Source organism: Pseudomonas sp. LBUM920 (assembly GCF_003852315.1).
Taxonomy (GTDB): Bacteria; Pseudomonadota; Gammaproteobacteria; order Pseudomonadales; family Pseudomonadaceae; genus Aquipseudomonas.
Map to the genome: position 1 here is coordinate 3,480,130 of NZ_CP027762.1, position 15,791 is coordinate 3,495,920.

The following is a 15,791-nucleotide window of genomic DNA, read 5'->3' on the forward strand; positions in this document are numbered from 1 at the left end:
TGCCTTTATTCAAGCGCCAATCTCCTCGTGCCGTTCGTACCCATCCGGCAAACCGAAGGTTTTCATGCCGCCCACCGACTCGATGGCGTTACGCACAAAACGGTCGTCGACCAAGTCTTTGGCAACGAACGCCGGATCGAGGTCGGCGAGGAATTTCTTGTCGCCTTCAATCAGCGTGTCCTTCAAGCGCCGCACCAGTTCCTCGGTGTAGCTGGGGAATGGGTAAGGCTGGAAGTCGATGCGGTGTTCATCCCAATTGGCATGCTGGATCGCCCCGTCGGCCAGGTAGGCAGCACGGTCGGCGGCAGCGGGTGCGAGGACTTTGCTCAAGACCGGCTCGGCGTGTGGCGTGTAGCGGTTCGGGCCGTCTTTGGACAGCAGCTTCACCGCCTCTTCACGGTTGTCACGCGTCCAGACCTGAGCCTTGACGATCGCATTCACGACCTTTTGCGACCATTCGGGGCGGTTGGTCAGATCATGCTCGTGCATGAACACCACGCAGCACGCATGGTTGCGCCACACATCGCCGGTAAAGCGCTGCACCCGGCCGACCTTGAGGTTTTCTGCCAGGGCGTTGAACGGCTCGGCGACGATATAGCCGTCGATGCGCTTGCTGGCCAGGGCCGGCGGCATGTCGGAAGGCGGCAACACGATGAGGTTGACCTCGTTGGCGGCAATCGCACTGCCGGCAGCACGCGCCACGGGGGTCAGGCCGTTATCACGGAACAACTGCTGCACGACCACGTTGTGGATCGAGTACCAGAACGGAATCGCCACCGACTTGCCGCCCAGTTGCTTGACGTCGGTGATGCCCGGCGACACCGTCAGGCCGGAACCGCCGACGTGGTTCCAGGCCACAACCTTGGCAGGCACCTTGCTGCCATAGCGCGCCCACACCGTCATCGGCGACAACAGGTGAATCACGTTGACCTGTCCCGAAATGAACGCCTCGATCACCTGGGCCCAACTGCGCAGCAGCACCGGGCGCTCGGCCTTGATGCCTTCGGCTTCGAACAGGCCGTTGTTGTGTGCGACCAGCAGCGGCGTGGCGTCGGTGATCGGCAAATAACCGATGCGCACCGGCGCGTCCGGTTCGCTGGCGGCGCGCGCCTGCAAACTGCTCAGCAGCGGCATGGCACCGGCGGCACTGAGCACCGCCGAAAGTTTGAGAAAGTCACGGCGCGAGTGAGTGAGGTCATCCAGACACATGGTTGGGCTCCAGCAGTTCAAGGGGGTTGGGTTGAGGGCGGCTCGCCTGCCGTAAGGTTTTCAGAATGTCGATACGCAGCGCGCCGATGGCCTCGACCTGTTCTTCACGCGGCTGTGGCAGGTCAATGTGCCACTCGCCCAACGTCCGCGCTGGGCGGTTGCCCAGTAGCAGGATGCGGTCGGACAGCAGCAGCGCCTCGTCGATGTCGTGGGTGATCAGCACCGCCGCCGAACCTTGCTCGCGGTTGACCTTGAGCAACAGGTGTTGCATGTCGGCGCGAGTGACTTCATCCAACGCGCCGAACGGCTCATCCAGCAACAGCACCTGTGGCTGGCGTGCCAGACAGCGGGCCAATGCGGTGCGCTGGGCCATGCCGCCGGACAATTGCGCCGGAAACTGTTGGCGGGCATGTTCCAGCCCGACCGCCGCAATGGCGTGATCAACGCGACGGCACCGCTCCTCGGTGCTCAAGTGCGGCTGGCGGGCGAAATCCAGGCCAAATGCGACGTTCTTTTCCAGGCTCAGCCAGGGCAACAGGCTGGGGTCCTGGAATGCCACTGCAACGCGTGGATGCGGGCCATTCAAGGGCTCGCCCAGCACGCGCACGCTACCGCCCTGGGGCGCTTGCAAACCGGCAAGCACACGCAACAGGCTGGATTTGCCGACGCCGCTGGGGCCCAGGATCGATACCACTTCGCCCGGTTGCAGCTGCAAATCAAACCCATGCAACACGGGGCCGCTGGCATACCCAAGGCAAATGCCCTGGGCCGTCAATACCGCCTGGTTCATAGATTGGCCTGGCGATGCAACTCGGTGCGCAACTGCACCAGGCTTGGCGTCACGATCGGCACAAAGGCCGATTCACGCCAACGCCGTGCAAAACCGCTGCCGTGGGCGGTGAGGTAGGCCTTGCCGCCGCTGGCTTGCAGTTCAAGCTGCACGGCACTGGCGGCAGTTTCGGCGAGGGCAATCCGCAGCTTGAACAGCGGCACTGGCTCGGCCGCAAAGCGCCCGGCGAGCAGGCCCTTTTTCAGGTCGTTGACCAAGTGATCCAGGGTCACCCGCAGCGCTTCCAACTCATCGCGCAACACTGTACGACTCGACCCCAGGTGGTTGGCCACCTCCGCCAGCGAACGACGGGCCAGGCCAATGGACATGCCGCATTGCAAGCCCAGAAACGCCGGGCGTACCGCCGGCAGGAACTTGCGCGCATCTTCATGCAACAACCACTCACGGCTCAGCTCGACGCCTTCGAGGCCCAACGCGGCGGTGTTGCTCGACTGCAACCCCATCAGTTCGAGGTCGCGCGAGCGTTGCAAGCCGGCAACCGAATCGGGAATCGCCAGGATAAACGGCGCACCGCCCGCGGCATGCTCGATAGCGGCCGCCGCGACAAAGCCGTTCTTGCGTAAATTGGTCACCCAGTGCAGGCGGCCGTTGAGCGTCCAGCCGTCTTCGGTCGGCTCGGCGCTGATTTGCAGGGTCTCGATGCCCGACAAAAACTTCATTGCATTCGACAGGCCAGTCGCCCCGGCCAGCTTGCCGCTGAGCAAGTCCGGCAACAGGTGCTCGCGCAGCCGCTCATTGGGGCTTTGCAGCAAGTATTCGATAAAGGAGCGCTGGCCCCAGCAGACAAATGCCGCCGCCAGGGAATGGCTGGCGACATTGGCGATGGCGTCAACCGCGGCGGTGACGTCGCCGCCCAGGCCACCCAGCGCTTTGGGCACGCCGATACGTAAGACATTGGACTCTGCCAGCCTTGGCAGCACTTCCTGTGGATCGCAACTGCCCACATCCAGGGCCTGCGCTTGAACATCGAGCCAACGGCTCAAGATTGGGTCAAGCATTCATGTTTCTCCTTGTTACAGCAGGTGGACCATCGCCGACGCATGCGCGCTTCAGCTTGCCGGTTTTTCCCAACGGTATTGCGCCAGCTCCGGGTTCAGCGGTGTACGGGCAAACACGTTAGCGAAGTTGCACAGGGTTGCCAGGCTCACGCCCAAAATAACTTCCAGGGCCTGGCCTTCGGAATAACCGGCAGCACGGAACGCCTGGAAGCCTGCATCGCTGACATCACCGCGCGTGGCGATCACTTCGCGCGTAAAGGCGGCGAGTGTCTCATAGCGGGCATTGGGCAGTTCGCCGCGCTGGCGCAGCGCATCAATCACGTCTTCAGGCAGCTTGGCCTTGTTGCGCGCCACGGCGGTGTGGCCGGCAACGCAAAAATCACAGCCGTGGGTGGTGGCGGCAATCAGCTGCACCACTTCGCGGTCGGCCAGGCTCAATTCTGCCTTGGCGTTGAGGCCCGAAACCGTGATGTAGGTTTCCAGCGCAGCCGGTGCATTGGCCAATACGGCGAGCAGATTAGGGATGAAACCCGAGGCCTTCAGGGCGTTTTCGAGGAAGGGTTTGGCGGCTTCCGGCGCGGTTTCGGGGGTGAGCAACGGTACACGGGACATGGAGTGGTCTCCTGATGGATTCGTGTATCCAGTCTGTTGGTTATAAAAAATCGCCTCAATAGGCTAAAGTAGCGATTACTTGCTCTTGAGTCTTTCCGTTAGATGAATTCGTCCAGTGCACTTGTCGATTGGTTATTAAACAGCCTCGAACTCAACACCAGTCTGTTCCATGTCGGCCGCTATTGCGGTGACTGGCATGCGAGCACGCAAGGGCTGGCAAGGGCGAGCTTTCACCTGATCGTTCAGGGCCAATGCTGGCTGCATATCGACGGCGAATCCACCCCTCTGCAGCTGAACAATGGCGACGCGGTGTTTCTGTTGCGCGATTTGGCCTATCGCCTGTCCGGCGAGGCCACGGCCGCCGGCGCGCAGGAGTGCCCGCGCCGGCCAATGCTGCCGCTGGACAGCCTGGCCAGCGATGGCGTGGGCCTGGTCTGCGGGTTCTTTCACTTTCATTCGGGCTTGTCGGCCATGATCGTCGACACCCTGCCCGCCTGGATCATCCTGCGTGCCGGCGACCCGTCCCTAATCGCCGCACGCAACCTGTTCGAACTGATCCTGCAAGAATGCGAGCGCACACCGGCGCCCTCTTCGGCCTTGCTGGAACGTCTTTGCCACCTGCTGTTTCTGTACGTGCTGCGTCAACAGGTCATCGATAACCCCGAATTGGGCGGCCTTGCCGCACTGGGCCGGCAACCGGCGTTCGCCAACCTGCTGGAACAGTTGATCGCGCACCCCGCTGATGCCTGGACGCTGGAAAGCATGGCCGCCTGCACCGGGCTATCGCGTTCGGCGTTTTTCAAGCGCTTCAACGAGTTGTGCGGGCAGTCGCCGGGGCAAGTGCTGTTGATGATGCGCATGCGCCACGCTTGCCAACTGTTCAAGCAAGACCAGACCGTGGCGGATGTGGCGCTGGCCGTGGGTTATCAATCGGTGGCGGCGTTTACCCGAGCGTTTTACAAGGTCACCGGGCAGCAACCCGGCGCCTATCGCAAGGCTCAAGCCTGACGTTGCAACCCATTGCCCGGCCGCGCGCACAGCTCCACCAGCCAATCGACCAATACCCGCACCCGGGGTGACAGCTGGCGGTGCGGCGGGTACAGCGCCGTCAGCGCTAATCGCGGCGGCTTGATCGCCCCCAGCACCTCCACCAGGCTGCCGGCCTGCAGTTGCTGCATGACGTGGTAATAAGGCGTTTGCACCAGGCCATAGCCCGCTTCGCAGGCGGCGAGGTAACCATCGGCACTGTTGACGGCAACCTGCTTGGGCAGGTCCACCAGGCGCAGCGCCTGCCCTACTTGAAACTCCAGGCCATAGCGCTTGCCACTGCTGCTGGAGAAGTATTCCACGACCTGGTGGCCGGCCAGCGCTTCAAGGTTGGCGGGCACGCCGAAACGCTGCAGGTACGCGGGGCTGGCACAGGTCACCTGATCCATCATTGCCAGCGGACGCGCCACCAGCGAGTCGTCCAGCGCCAGGCCACCGCGCAGCACGCAGTCCACACCCTCGCGAATCAGGTCGACCGGGCGGTCGTTGAGGCCGATTTCCAGGTCGATGTTCGGGTAGCGAGCGGAAAATTCCGGCAGCGCGGGTATGACCAGAAATCGGCCGATGCCCGAGGGCATATCGACGCGTAATGTGCCACGCGGGCTGCCTCGGGTAGCGAACACCGCTTCGGTCTCTTCAAGGTCTGCCAGCAAGCTGACGCAGCGCTGGTAGTACGCGGCGCCATCCAGCGTCGGGCTGACTTGCCGGGTGGTGCGCTGCAGCAACTGCACGCCCAGGTGCGCTTCCAGTTGCTTGATCAGGATAGTGACCGAGGCGCGTGGCAGTTCCAGGCTGTCGGCGGCCTTGGCAAAGCCACCCAGTTCGACGATTCGGGTAAACACCCGCATGGCGTTAAATCGGTCCAAAGCCAGGCTCTCCCGTGGCATTGTTTAGAAAATCCTAATAGTGATAGCGGTTTTAGCCGCTTTATCCCTCAGTTGTCGAGGAGAACAATGGGGCCTTTCCCTTCCAAGGAGTTCTCCCGATGCATACTCGCCAACTCGGCAAAAACGGCCCTCACGTCTGCGCCATCGGCCTGGGCTGCATGGGCATGACTGATTTCTACACCACCGGCACCGATACCCAGGAAGCGATTGCAACCTTGCACCGCGCCCTGGAGTTGGGCGTCACGTTGCTCGACACCGCCGACATGTATGGCCCGCACACCAATGAGGCACTGATCGGCAAAGCCATCGCCGGCAAACGCGACCAAGTGTTTCTGGCGAGCAAATTCGGCTTTGTGCGTGACCCGGCCAACCCGTCGGCACGCGGTGTGAATGGCCGCCCCGAGTACATTCGCGAGGCCATTGACGGCACTTTGAAACGTCTGGGCATCGAAACGCTGGACCTGTATTACCAGCACCGCGTTGATCCCGACGTGGCAATCGAAGAAAGCGTCGGCGCGATGGCCGAGCTGGTCAAGCAAGGCAAGGTGCGTTACCTGGGCCTGAGTGAAGCCTCCGCGGCCAGCCTGGAGCGCGCGCACAAGGTGCACCCGATCAGCGCCCTGCAAAGTGAATATTCGCTGTGGAGCCGCGACCAGGAAGACAACGGTTGCCTGGCCGCCTGCCAGCGCCTGGGCATCGCCTTTGTGCCTTACAGCCCGCTGGGGCGCGGGTTTCTCACCGGCGCGCTGAAAAGTCCGGAGGATTTCGCCGCCGACGACTACCGCCGCTCCAGCCCGCGCTTTCAAGGTGAGAACTTTGCCAAAAACCTGCTGCTGGTGGAGCAAGTGAAAGCGCTGGCTGCGCAAAAAGGCGTGACAGCCGGGCAATTGGCGCTGGCCTGGGTGCTGGCGCAGGGTGATTACCTGATCCCGATTCCGGGCACCAAGCAGCGCAAATACCTGGAAGAAAACGTGGCGGCCCTGGACATCAGCTTGAGCCCTGCCGAATTGGCGGCGCTGACGTCGATCTTTCCGGCGGGCGCTACCGCGGGTTTGCGCTACACCGAAGCGTCAATGGGCCTGGTGAATAAATAGCCTGTGTGGTCAGGGCGTACCCACTGACGGTGCGCGCTGACTTTTCTTGCACGATGGTACCTCAAGCTCCTCCTTGCCAAGCCGATAGCCCGATGAAGCTCTAACACAGCCGCGTCGATAATAAACGCTTCGTAAGGACGACCTCATGCCCCCACTGCGCTCCATCCAAACTCGCTACACCCTGTTTCTGGTGCTGTTCGTCCTGGTGTTATTTGTGTTGACGGTGGTGGGGATCGGCCAGTTGGTCGCGCCCAAGCTGCGGCACACTGAAGAACAGGTGGTGCTCAACCGCATCGCGGAAGTAGCCGAACAGATTCAGGGCGAACTGAACAAGGTTCAGGCCCAGCAACGCAGCATCACCCAGACCATCCCCCTGCTCGACAGCGATGCCATCGACAAAGTCCTGCCCGGCCTGGTGGACCAGTACGGCGAGCTGAAAGTCTTCGGCGGCGGCATCTGGCCATTGCCGAATCAGCGCACGCCGGGGCGCAACAAGCACAGCACGTTCTGGCACCGCGATGCGTCGGGCAAGCTGGCAGTCAATACCTTCTGGAACAGCGACGCGGCGCCCAATTACTACGACCAGAGCTGGTACAAAGGCGGTCTCGCCTCACCGCGTGGCCAGTGCGCCTGGGCGGCGGCTTACAAAGACGACGCCAGCCAGGAGCCGCGCACCAACTGCGCCATGGCCATCCAGCGCGACGGTGCCGCCTACGGCGTTGCCACCATTGACGTGACCCTGGGTTTCTTCAATGACCTGGTGGCCAGCAAAGAGAAAGACATCGGCGGGCAGATGCTGATCGTCGAGGGCGACGGCAAGATCATCAGCAACAGCACGCGCATCAGCGGCCCGGTGGTGTTGAAAAACATCAGCGAATTGGCTGGCACCTCGGCGTTTGCCGCTCAGGTCAGCAAGGCCCTCGCCCACCGCGACCAGGCCCAGCGCGCCGAATTCGACAACCAGGGCGTGGCCAGCACCTTTTACATGCGCCCGATCGAGGGCACGCCGTGGTTCCTGGCTACCGCCCTGCCGACCTCGCTGATCACCGCTCAGCGTGATGATGTGCTCGGCAGCCTGGCCCTGTTGCAAATTCCCATGGTGTTGCTGCTGGTGCTGCTGGCGTTCTATGCCATCCGCCAACTGGTGCAGCGCATGAAGTCGCTGAGCATCAATATCGACGCGCTGTCTGCCGGCGATGCCGACCTGACACGCCGCATCACCATCCGTGCCGAAGATGAAATGGGTGCTATCGGCCATTCGGTCAACCGCTTCATCATCTATCTGCAAAACATGATCGGTGAAGTGACCCTGGCCACGGGCGCCATGTCGACGGGGCTTGAACAATTGCAGCAGACCTCGGCGCACACCAACCGGATTCTGGTGCGGCATGCCTCGGAGACCGATCAAACGGTCACGGCCATCACCGAAATGAGCTCCACTGCCGACACCGTGGCGCAGAACGCCGCTGAAACCGCCTCCTTCACCCAGCGCGCCAACGAACACGCGGACCGCTCACGGGTGGTGGTCGGAGAAGCGTCCACCAGCGTCAGCGCGTTGATCGGCGAAGTGGCCAGCGCCACCCACACCGTGGAAAACATGCGCCAGGACGCTGCTCGCATCACCGAAACCCTTGGCGTGATCGGCGCAATTGCCGGCCAGACCAACCTTCTGGCGTTGAACGCTGCGATTGAAGCGGCGCGGGCCGGTGAGCAAGGCCGTGGTTTTGCGGTGGTGGCCGACGAAGTCCGGGCGCTGGCGGCACGCACCCAGGCCAGCACCTCGCAGATCAACGAAATGCTCGCACGCCTGACCACCGGGGTCAGTTCGTCGGTGACCGCCATGGAAAACACCCAGGCCAGTTGCCAGTCGGCCGCGGATGCAACCGCGCGAGTCAACACGGGCCTGGACGAGATGGCCGGCTCGGTCAGCCATATCAACAACCTCAGCACTCAAATCGCCACTGCCGCCGAGCAGCAAAGCGCGGTGACCGAGGAGATCAACCGCAGCATGGTGCAGATCCGACATATGGTCGAAGAACTGGTGGAAAGTGGCCACGCCACTGAAACCAATACACAAAGCCTGCTGGACGCCAATGGCCGAGTGATTGCGTTGATGAGTCGCTTCAAGGTGCGCTGATAAATGCATGAAACACTCCCGTGCAAAACACGGGAGTGCGACTATTCTGACAGCTCCTAGTGCAAAGTCTCGCCACACAGGAGGTGTGTCATGCACGCTGTCGAGCATTCGAGCCGCTTGGAGCGGATCATTCAGGAACGGTTTATCGAATCCCCCATTGATGTCGTTTACGACTACGTGACCCAGCCTGACCGCTGGCACGAGTGGCACCCCACTTCCCTCAGTGCCGACACCGGCACCACCGGCTCACTCCCGGCCGGCACCCGCTTTACCGAAGTCATCGACCTGCTGGGTGTGCGTGTGCCCATGAGTTATCGCGTGCAAATCGCCCGCCATCCAACTGAATTCAAGACTGTGTTCACTTCCCTGGCCGTGGACGGCGCCATTCACTATTTCTTGCAGCCCCATCGCGGTGGCACGCTGTTCAAGCGCGTATTGACCTACGAAACCGAGCTGCAACTGGCTACCTTGCATGAGCGCATGGTCGAGCTGTCCGACATTGCCCTGGACCAGCTCAAGCATCGGCTGGAAAACGCGCCCTTCGTATAATTTGGAAACATTACTGGCACCTTCTTCGACCTGTAGACGCTGGCTTGCCTGCGATGACGTCGTCATGATCGCCCCCCATTCCGACGACGTCCCCTTGCTCACGAGACCCGCATGAAAAACCCACTGCGACTGGCCCTGCTTTCAGCCCTGCTCACCTCCAGCCTGGCCCAGGCTGCCGAGCTGATCCCTATCGACGTACACCGCGACGCCAACTGCGGCTGCTGCAAAAAGTGGATCAGTCACCTGCAAAGCAACGGGTTCAAGGTCAACGACCATGTCGAAGCCGACATGAGTGCCGTCAAGCTGCGCCTGGGCGTGGCACCGCGCCTGGGCTCGTGCCACACCGCCGTGATCGACGGCAAATTCGTCGAAGGCCATGTGCCCGCCGAACAGGTGCTGGCGTTGCGCAAGCGCGACGACTTGCTCGGCATCGCGGCGCCGGGCATGCCCATGGGGTCACCGGGCATGGAGATGGGCGGCAAAAGCGACGGCTATCAGGTCATCGGCCTGACCCGTGAAGGCAAAGACGTGGTGGTGGCCGACTACCCGGCCCATTGAGTCGTGCTCACCGGTTACCTGGGCCTTTTCTTCGCCGCCTTCGGGGCCGCCACGCTGTTGCCGTTGCAATCGGAAGCAGTGCTGGTGGGCCTGTTGATCAGCGGCCATTACAGCCTGTGGTGGCTGCTCGCGCTTGCCACCGTTGGCAACGTATTGGGCTCGGTGGTGAATTGGTGGCTGGGGCGCTCGGTCGAGCGTTTCAAGGGACGGCGCTGGTTTCCGGTCAGCCCGCGGCACCTGGAAAAGGCCCGCGCGCACTACCAGCGCTGGGGGCATTGGTCGTTGTTGCTCAGTTGGCTGCCGATTATCGGCGACCCGCTGACCCTGGTGGCCGGCGTCATGCGTGAGCCGTTCTGGCGCTTCCTGCTGCTGGTCAGCGTGGCCAAGGGCGCGCGATACGCGGTGCTGGCGCTCGTGACGCTGAGCCAGCTCACGCACCGGTAGCGCGGGACCACTGGTCGACACTGTCAAATCTGACAGCTAGACGCGAGCCCGGTCGGGCCCTTAATTTCCTATGCATACGCACGGTTATGCGGGCATTCCCCGTAGGAATCTTCTGTTTATCCGCGCGGTTGAGCTGTGCCTATCGGCAGTTCCAAGGGGTTAATCCTCGATTAATCGCTTGCCGACAGCATCCGATTTTCACTGCGGAGCCCACCATGCAAGCCAAGCGTATGTTCTATCTCAGCGGCCTGTTACTCGCCGCCACCCTTACCGGATGCGCCACCGGCAAACACGACACCTACGGTCCCGAGCTGCAGGGGTTCAAATACCCCTACCCGGTGGAACGGTTCAAATTCGTGTCTCAAGGCCAAACCGTGCAAATGGGGTACATGGACGTTGCGCCCAAAGGCACGCCCAATGGCCGCAGCATTGTGCTGATGCACGGCAAGAACTTCTGCGCCGCCACCTGGGAAGGCTCGATCAAACCGCTCAGCGATGCCGGTTATCGGGTGGTAGTGCCGGACCAGATCGGCTTTTGTACCTCCAGCAAGCCTGATCACTACCAATACAGCTTCCAGCAGCTGGCGATCAACACCCATCAATTGCTGCAAAAGCTTGGCATTCAAAAGGCCACGGTCCTGGGCCATTCCGCCGGCGGCATGCTTGCCACCCGCTACGCCTTGCTCTACCCACAGCAAACCGAGCAACTGGTGATGGTCAACCCCATCGGCCTGGAGGACTGGAAAGCCCTCGGTGTGCCATACCGTACCGTCGACCAGTGGGCTCAGTCAGAGAGCCGGCTGACCTACCAAAGCGTGCGCGCCTATCAACAGCGCCATTATTACGCGGGGCGCTGGGAACCGGCCTTCGACCGTTGGGTGGACATGCTGGTAGGGCTGACCAATGGCTCCGGCCACACGGAGGTGGTGCGCAATTCCGCCGCGCTGTACGACATGCTCTTCACCCAGCCGGTGTACTACGAGTTCAAAAACCTGCAGGTGCCGACGCTGCTGCTGATCGGCACCGAGGACACCACGGCCCTCAACAGTGACCTGGCGTCGCCGCAAGTGCAGGCGAAAATCGGCAACTACAAGGTGCTGGGCAAGCAGGTCGCCCAGTTGATACCGCGTGCCACGCTGGTGGAATTCGACGGCCTGGGCCACTCGCCGCAAGTGGAAGACCCTGAACGGTTCAACGCGGCGTTGCTGCAGGGCCTGAGCGCGCCCTGAAGCGATTATCGCAGGGGCGCTGGCTGATCACGCGGCGCTCCGTTAATCCTCGCTTAATCCCCTCGCCACAGCATCCGAGACACTGTTTTCGGAGCCTGACCCATGACGTTGATCCGCTCACTGTGCGCAGCCAGCCTGTTGCTGAGCACTGCCGTCCCCGCCTTCGCCGCCACTGAGGGCCCCGCCTATGGCCCCGAGCTGCAAGGCTTCAAGTACCCCTATCCCGTCGAGCATTTCAACTTTGAGTCCCAGGGCAAAAGCCTGCAGATGGGTTATATGGACGTGCCCGCCCAAGGCAAGGCCAACGGGCGCGCCGTGGTACTGATGCATGGCAAGAATTTTTGCGGCGCCACCTGGGATGAATCGATTAAAGCCTTGAGCGGCGCCGGTTACCGGGTGATCGCGCCCGACCAGATCGGCTTCTGCACGTCCAGCAAGCCCGACCACTACCAATACAGTTTCCAGCAACTGGCGCTCAACACCCACCAACTGCTGGCTAAACTCGGCATTCAAAAGGCCACCATCGTCGGCCACTCCACCGGCGGCATGCTTGCCACCCGCTACGCGCTGCTGTACCCGGCGCAGACCGAGCAGCTGGCGCTGGTCAACCCGATCGGCCTGGAAGACTGGAAAGCGCTGGGCGTGCCCTATCGCAGCGTTGACCAATGGTATGAACGCGAGCTGAAACTGAGCGCCGACGGCATTCGCCAGTATGAACTCAACACTTACTACGTCGGGCGCTGGAAGCCAGAGTACGACCGTTGGGTCGACATGCTCGCCGGCTTGAACAAAGGCCCGGGGCACACCCAGGTGGCATGGAACTCGGCGTTGATTTACGACATGATCTTCACCCAGCCGGTGTACTACGAGTTCAAGGATTTGCAGATGCCCACGCTGCTGCTGATCGGCACGTCCGATACCACCGCCATCGGCAGCGATATCGCGCCGCCGGCGGTCAAGGCCAGGCTCGGTCATTACGACGTGCTCGGCAAGCAAGTGGCCAAGTTGATCCCCCGCGCAACCCTGGTGGAATTCCCGGGCCTTGGGCACGCGCCGCAGATGGAAGAGCCAGTTAAGTTTAATCAGACGCTGTTGCAGGGGTTGAACGCCCTTTAATCCAACCTTTTTCGAGGCACTCGTGAATGTCGGTACAGATCGCAGTCATTGATGATTGGCAGGATGTAGCCAGTGGCGTGGTGGATTGGTCGGTGCTGCAGTCGGTGGGCCAGGTGCATTTCCTGCACGACTACCCGGCGGACACTGCGTGGATGATTGAGCGCTTGAAGGGCTTTGAAGTGATTTGCGTGATGCGCGAACGCTCGACCTTCGACAGGGCTCTGTTGGAGGGCCTGCCCCGGCTGAAATTGCTGGTGACCGGCGGCATGCGCAATGCCGCCATCGACATTGCGGCGGCCAAGGCCTTGGGAATCCAGGTGTGCGGCACCGACAGTTATAAGCAGGCGGCGCCGGAATTGACCTGGGCACTGATCATGGCCTCGACCCGCAACCTGTTGGTCGAGGCCAATGCGGTGCGCGACGGCGGCTGGCAGGTTGGCCTGGGCGGTGATCTGTATGGCAAGACCCTGGGAATCCTGGGCCTGGGCAGCATTGGCCAGAAGGTCGCGCAATTTGCCCAGGTGTTCGGCATGCGCGTGATTGCCTGGAGTGAAAACCTCACGCCAGAACGTGCGGCCGAGTCGGGAGTGACCTGGGTCAGCAAGCGTGAGCTGTTTGAACAGGCCGACATCCTGACTGTGCATCTGGTACTCAGCGATCGCAGCCGTGGCCTGGTGGATGCCCAGGCGCTGGGCTGGATGAAGCCGACCGCACGGCTGGTGAATACGGCGCGCGGGCCGATCGTGGACGAACAGGCACTGGTGCAGGCCTTGTCCACCGGACGCCTGGCTGGGGCGGCGCTGGACGTGTATAGCCAAGAGCCACTGCCTGCGGAGCATCCGTTTCGGCGCTTGCCCAATGTATTGGCCACGCCACATGTGGGTTACGTGAGCGAGCAGAATTACCGGCAGTTCTACCAGCAGATGATCGAGGCTATCCAGGCCTGGGCCGGCGGCATGCCCATTCGCGTGCTCGGGTAGCGCACCAATCAAGGGCGTACGCACTGCTGTGGCGAGGTGCGTGCACCCGCTGGTGCGCGCGAAGCGGCCTCTGGCTCGACCGCAGAACATCGGGCAGTGTTGCAACCCGGCGCGAACAAACTTCGGGGCCAGGCCTTGCTGGGCAGCCCTCACGATCAGCGCAAGCATTCAACCTTGCATAAGGTTAAAAGCTTTTTGTCCTACAAAATTCCCGCATAAACCCTACAGGCTCTAGGATCTGGCCTAAACTCATGACCGATGGGTCCGTTCCAAAATAAAAACCCCGCAAAAAATCGAAACTTTCCAACTCTGCCGTAGGTCCAGTTTTTAAGGGAGGCGAGTGCACGCGGTTCACGCCAAATGCCCGTCCATCCACTCTTTTTTAGCAATGAGTGCAACTGGCATACGCCTTGCCAGTTTGTACAGTGCTTGTGCGCCTGGCCGCAGGATGCGGTCTTCGGAGCCGATGGCAGCGGGCCATTAGCCAACCAGACATGTCGGAGAGAATTATGATCAGTGCTGCAGTAGATACTCAGGGAGAGCGTTTTAGTCAGCCGGTAGGGGGGCCCACTGCGTTGGCCGACCTGCCCAACACTGTGCGGCCGATCGTGAGTCAGAACCCGAACCGAAAGAAAGTCCTGTTCGTCACCTCCGAATTCGCCGACCTGGTGAAAACCGGCGGCCTGGGCGACGTGTCCGCCGCCCTGCCCCGCGCCATGGCGCACCTGCACGACGTGCGCGTGTTGATTCCGGGTTATCCGCAAGTGATGGAAAGCGACAACCCGATCCATATCATCGGCGAACTGGGTGGCCATGCAGCGCTGCCGCCGTGCAAGATCGGGCGCATGGATCTCAAGGATGGTCTGGTCATCTATGTCCTGATCTGCCCCGAACTGTATGAGCGCGAAGGCACGCCATACGGCGCCAACAACGGGCGCGACTGGCCGGACAACCATATTCGCTTCGCACGCCTGGGCCTGGCCGCCGCCGACATGGCCGCCAACCTCGCACAGATCCACTGGTGCCCGGACCTGGTGCATGCCCATGACTGGCCAGCAGGCCTGGCACCGGCGTACATGCACTGGCGTGGTTCGCGTACGCCAACGCTGTTCACCATTCATAACCTCGCCTACCAAGGCGTGGTCAGCCTGGCTTCCACCCCTGAACTGGGGATTCCGCCGCATGCCCTGCAACAGGAAGGCATGGAGTTCTACGGCAAAATGTCGTTCCTCAAGGCCGGCATGGCGTATTCCAGCCATATCACCACCGTGAGCGCCACTTACGCCCAGGAAATCACCACGCCGGAATTCGGTTGCGGACTCGACGGCTTCCTGGCGAGCAAGACTCAACAAGGCCTGCTCAGTGGCATCCCCAACGGTATCGATGAAAGCTGGGAAACCTCCACTGACACGCACCTGACCCACAACTTCAACATTGGTGACTGGGAAGGCAAAGCCATCAACGCCGCCCATGTGCGCGAGTTGTTCGGCCTGCACGACTCCACCGGCCCGCTGTTTGCGGTGGTTTCGCGCCTGGTGTACCAAAAAGGCCTGGACCTCACCGAGGCGGTCAGCAGCTTTATCGTTGAGAACGGTGGCCAGATTGCCATCATCGGCCGAGGCGAACCTGAAGAAGAACACGCCATGCGTGAGCTGGCCCTGCGGTTCCCAGGCCAGGTGGGCGTGCGCATCGGCTTCAACGAAACCGATGCCCGCCGCATGTTCGCCGGCAGTGACTTCCTGTTGATGCCATCGCGCTATGAGCCCTGCGGCTTGAGCCAGATGTACGCCCAGCGCTTCGGCTCGCTGCCGGTGGCGCGCAATACCGGTGGCCTGGCCGACACCATTGAAAATGGCGTTACCGGGTTTCTGTTCAACGAATCCACGGTTGAAAGCTACAAGGAAGCGTTGAGCCGCGCCTTCAGGGTATTTGCCAATACCGGCCTGCTCAATGCGATGCGCAGCCGCGCCATGACGCAGCCGTTCAACTGGTCCCAGGCGGTGGAACCCTACGCCGAACTGTACGAACAGCTTGTGGTTAAAGCACTGGGGAAATCGAACAAATAATCAAGGGAGGGCTTC

At 61.7% G+C, this 15,791-nt stretch carries 15 protein-coding genes; 10 read left to right on the plus strand and 5 right to left on the minus strand.

Annotation, left to right across the window (positions count from 1 at the left end):
- Positions 1-9 precede the first annotated feature (9 nt).
- The 4 genes from C4J83_RS16230 to C4J83_RS16245 are packed head-to-tail and all read right to left on the minus strand — an operon-like array spanning position 10 to position 3,669.
- Entirely contained in the window at positions 10-1,209 is a 1,200-nt protein-coding gene (locus tag C4J83_RS16230; RefSeq protein WP_124417602.1) for an ABC transporter substrate-binding protein, read from the minus strand.
- The gene (locus C4J83_RS16235) at positions 1,196-1,999 is read right to left on the minus strand and encodes an ABC transporter ATP-binding protein (protein WP_124417603.1); all 804 of its coding nucleotides are present in this window, start codon (positions 1,997-1,999) and stop codon (positions 1,196-1,198) included. The genes C4J83_RS16230 and C4J83_RS16235 overlap by 14 nt, the downstream gene beginning before the upstream one ends.
- On the minus strand, positions 1,996-3,057 hold the full coding sequence (locus C4J83_RS16240; protein ID WP_106579080.1) for an acyl-CoA dehydrogenase family protein: 1,062 nt from the start codon (positions 3,055-3,057) through the stop codon (positions 1,996-1,998). The genes C4J83_RS16235 and C4J83_RS16240 overlap by 4 nt, the downstream gene beginning before the upstream one ends.
- Positions 3,058-3,108: 51 nt before the next feature.
- Positions 3,109-3,669, minus strand: coding sequence for a carboxymuconolactone decarboxylase family protein (locus C4J83_RS16245; protein WP_124417604.1), 561 nt, complete (start codon positions 3,667-3,669; stop codon positions 3,109-3,111).
- Positions 3,670-3,771: 102 nt separating this feature from the next.
- Here C4J83_RS16245 and C4J83_RS16250 point away from each other — a divergent pair, with 102 nt between their 5' ends.
- Entirely contained in the window at positions 3,772-4,677 is a 906-nt protein-coding gene (locus C4J83_RS16250; RefSeq protein ID WP_124417605.1) for an AraC family transcriptional regulator, read from the plus strand.
- Here C4J83_RS16250 and C4J83_RS16255 read toward each other — a convergent pair.
- The gene (locus C4J83_RS16255) at positions 4,668-5,582 is read right to left on the minus strand and encodes a LysR family transcriptional regulator (RefSeq protein WP_124417606.1); all 915 of its coding nucleotides are present in this window, start codon (positions 5,580-5,582) and stop codon (positions 4,668-4,670) included. The genes C4J83_RS16250 and C4J83_RS16255 overlap by 10 nt on opposite strands.
- Before the next feature lie 119 nt (positions 5,583-5,701).
- On the opposite strand from C4J83_RS16255, the gene C4J83_RS16260 reads away from it, so the two are divergent.
- The 9 genes from C4J83_RS16260 (at position 5,702) to glgA (ending at position 15,776) form a co-directional block, all read left to right on the plus strand.
- Complete coding sequence (locus C4J83_RS16260) at positions 5,702-6,697, plus strand: aldo/keto reductase (protein WP_124417607.1); 996 nt, start codon at positions 5,702-5,704, stop codon at positions 6,695-6,697.
- Between the two features lie 145 nt (positions 6,698-6,842).
- Positions 6,843-8,834 carry a methyl-accepting chemotaxis protein gene (locus C4J83_RS16265; protein ID WP_124417608.1) on the plus strand — a complete coding sequence of 664 codons (1,992 nt, stop codon included), beginning with the start codon at positions 6,843-6,845 and terminating at the stop codon, positions 8,832-8,834.
- Between the two features lie 90 nt (positions 8,835-8,924).
- Entirely contained in the window at positions 8,925-9,383 is a 459-nt protein-coding gene (locus C4J83_RS16270; RefSeq protein WP_124417609.1) for an SRPBCC family protein, read from the plus strand.
- Between the two features lie 111 nt (positions 9,384-9,494).
- Positions 9,495-9,941 (plus strand): DUF411 domain-containing protein, encoded by a 447-nt coding sequence (locus tag C4J83_RS16275; protein ID WP_124417610.1) that lies wholly within the window; start codon positions 9,495-9,497, stop codon positions 9,939-9,941.
- A gap of 3 nt (positions 9,942-9,944) precedes the next feature.
- Positions 9,945-10,385, plus strand: a complete 441-nt coding sequence (locus C4J83_RS16280; RefSeq protein WP_119740150.1) for a YqaA family protein — start codon at positions 9,945-9,947, stop codon at positions 10,383-10,385.
- Positions 10,386-10,600: 215 nt separating this feature from the next.
- Positions 10,601-11,614 carry an alpha/beta fold hydrolase gene (locus C4J83_RS16285; RefSeq protein WP_124417611.1) on the plus strand — a complete coding sequence of 338 codons (1,014 nt, stop codon included), beginning with the start codon at positions 10,601-10,603 and terminating at the stop codon, positions 11,612-11,614.
- 102 nt (positions 11,615-11,716) lie between these two features.
- Entirely contained in the window at positions 11,717-12,730 is a 1,014-nt protein-coding gene (locus C4J83_RS16290; protein ID WP_124417612.1) for an alpha/beta fold hydrolase, read from the plus strand.
- Between the two features lie 26 nt (positions 12,731-12,756).
- Positions 12,757-13,710, plus strand: a complete 954-nt coding sequence (locus C4J83_RS16295) for a D-2-hydroxyacid dehydrogenase family protein (RefSeq protein WP_124417613.1) — start codon at positions 12,757-12,759, stop codon at positions 13,708-13,710.
- Positions 13,711-14,219: 509 nt separating this feature from the next.
- Positions 14,220-15,776 (plus strand): glycogen synthase GlgA, encoded by a 1,557-nt coding sequence (gene glgA, locus C4J83_RS16300; protein WP_106579068.1) that lies wholly within the window; start codon positions 14,220-14,222, stop codon positions 15,774-15,776.
- The last annotated feature ends 15 nt before the right edge of the window (positions 15,777-15,791 follow it).

Coding starts and splice junctions, on each gene's coding strand:
- C4J83_RS16230 (WP_124417602.1), bottom strand. CDS start 1,209: ATGTGTCTGGATGACCTCACTCACTCGCGCCGTGACTTTCTCAAACTT.
- C4J83_RS16235 (WP_124417603.1), bottom strand. CDS start 1,999: ATGAACCAGGCGGTATTGACGGCCCAGGGCATTTGCCTTGGGTATGCC.
- C4J83_RS16240 (WP_106579080.1), bottom strand. CDS start 3,057: ATGCTTGACCCAATCTTGAGCCGTTGGCTCGATGTTCAAGCGCAGGCC.
- C4J83_RS16245 (WP_124417604.1), bottom strand. CDS start 3,669: ATGTCCCGTGTACCGTTGCTCACCCCCGAAACCGCGCCGGAAGCCGCC.
- C4J83_RS16250 (WP_124417605.1), top strand. CDS start 3,772: ATGAATTCGTCCAGTGCACTTGTCGATTGGTTATTAAACAGCCTCGAA.
- C4J83_RS16260 (WP_124417607.1), top strand. CDS start 5,702: ATGCATACTCGCCAACTCGGCAAAAACGGCCCTCACGTCTGCGCCATC.
- C4J83_RS16265 (WP_124417608.1), top strand. CDS start 6,843: ATGCCCCCACTGCGCTCCATCCAAACTCGCTACACCCTGTTTCTGGTG.
- C4J83_RS16270 (WP_124417609.1), top strand. CDS start 8,925: ATGCACGCTGTCGAGCATTCGAGCCGCTTGGAGCGGATCATTCAGGAA.
- C4J83_RS16275 (WP_124417610.1), top strand. CDS start 9,495: ATGAAAAACCCACTGCGACTGGCCCTGCTTTCAGCCCTGCTCACCTCC.
- C4J83_RS16285 (WP_124417611.1), top strand. CDS start 10,601: ATGCAAGCCAAGCGTATGTTCTATCTCAGCGGCCTGTTACTCGCCGCC.
- C4J83_RS16290 (WP_124417612.1), top strand. CDS start 11,717: ATGACGTTGATCCGCTCACTGTGCGCAGCCAGCCTGTTGCTGAGCACT.
- C4J83_RS16295 (WP_124417613.1), top strand. CDS start 12,757: ATGTCGGTACAGATCGCAGTCATTGATGATTGGCAGGATGTAGCCAGT.
- glgA (WP_106579068.1), top strand. CDS start 14,220: ATGATCAGTGCTGCAGTAGATACTCAGGGAGAGCGTTTTAGTCAGCCG.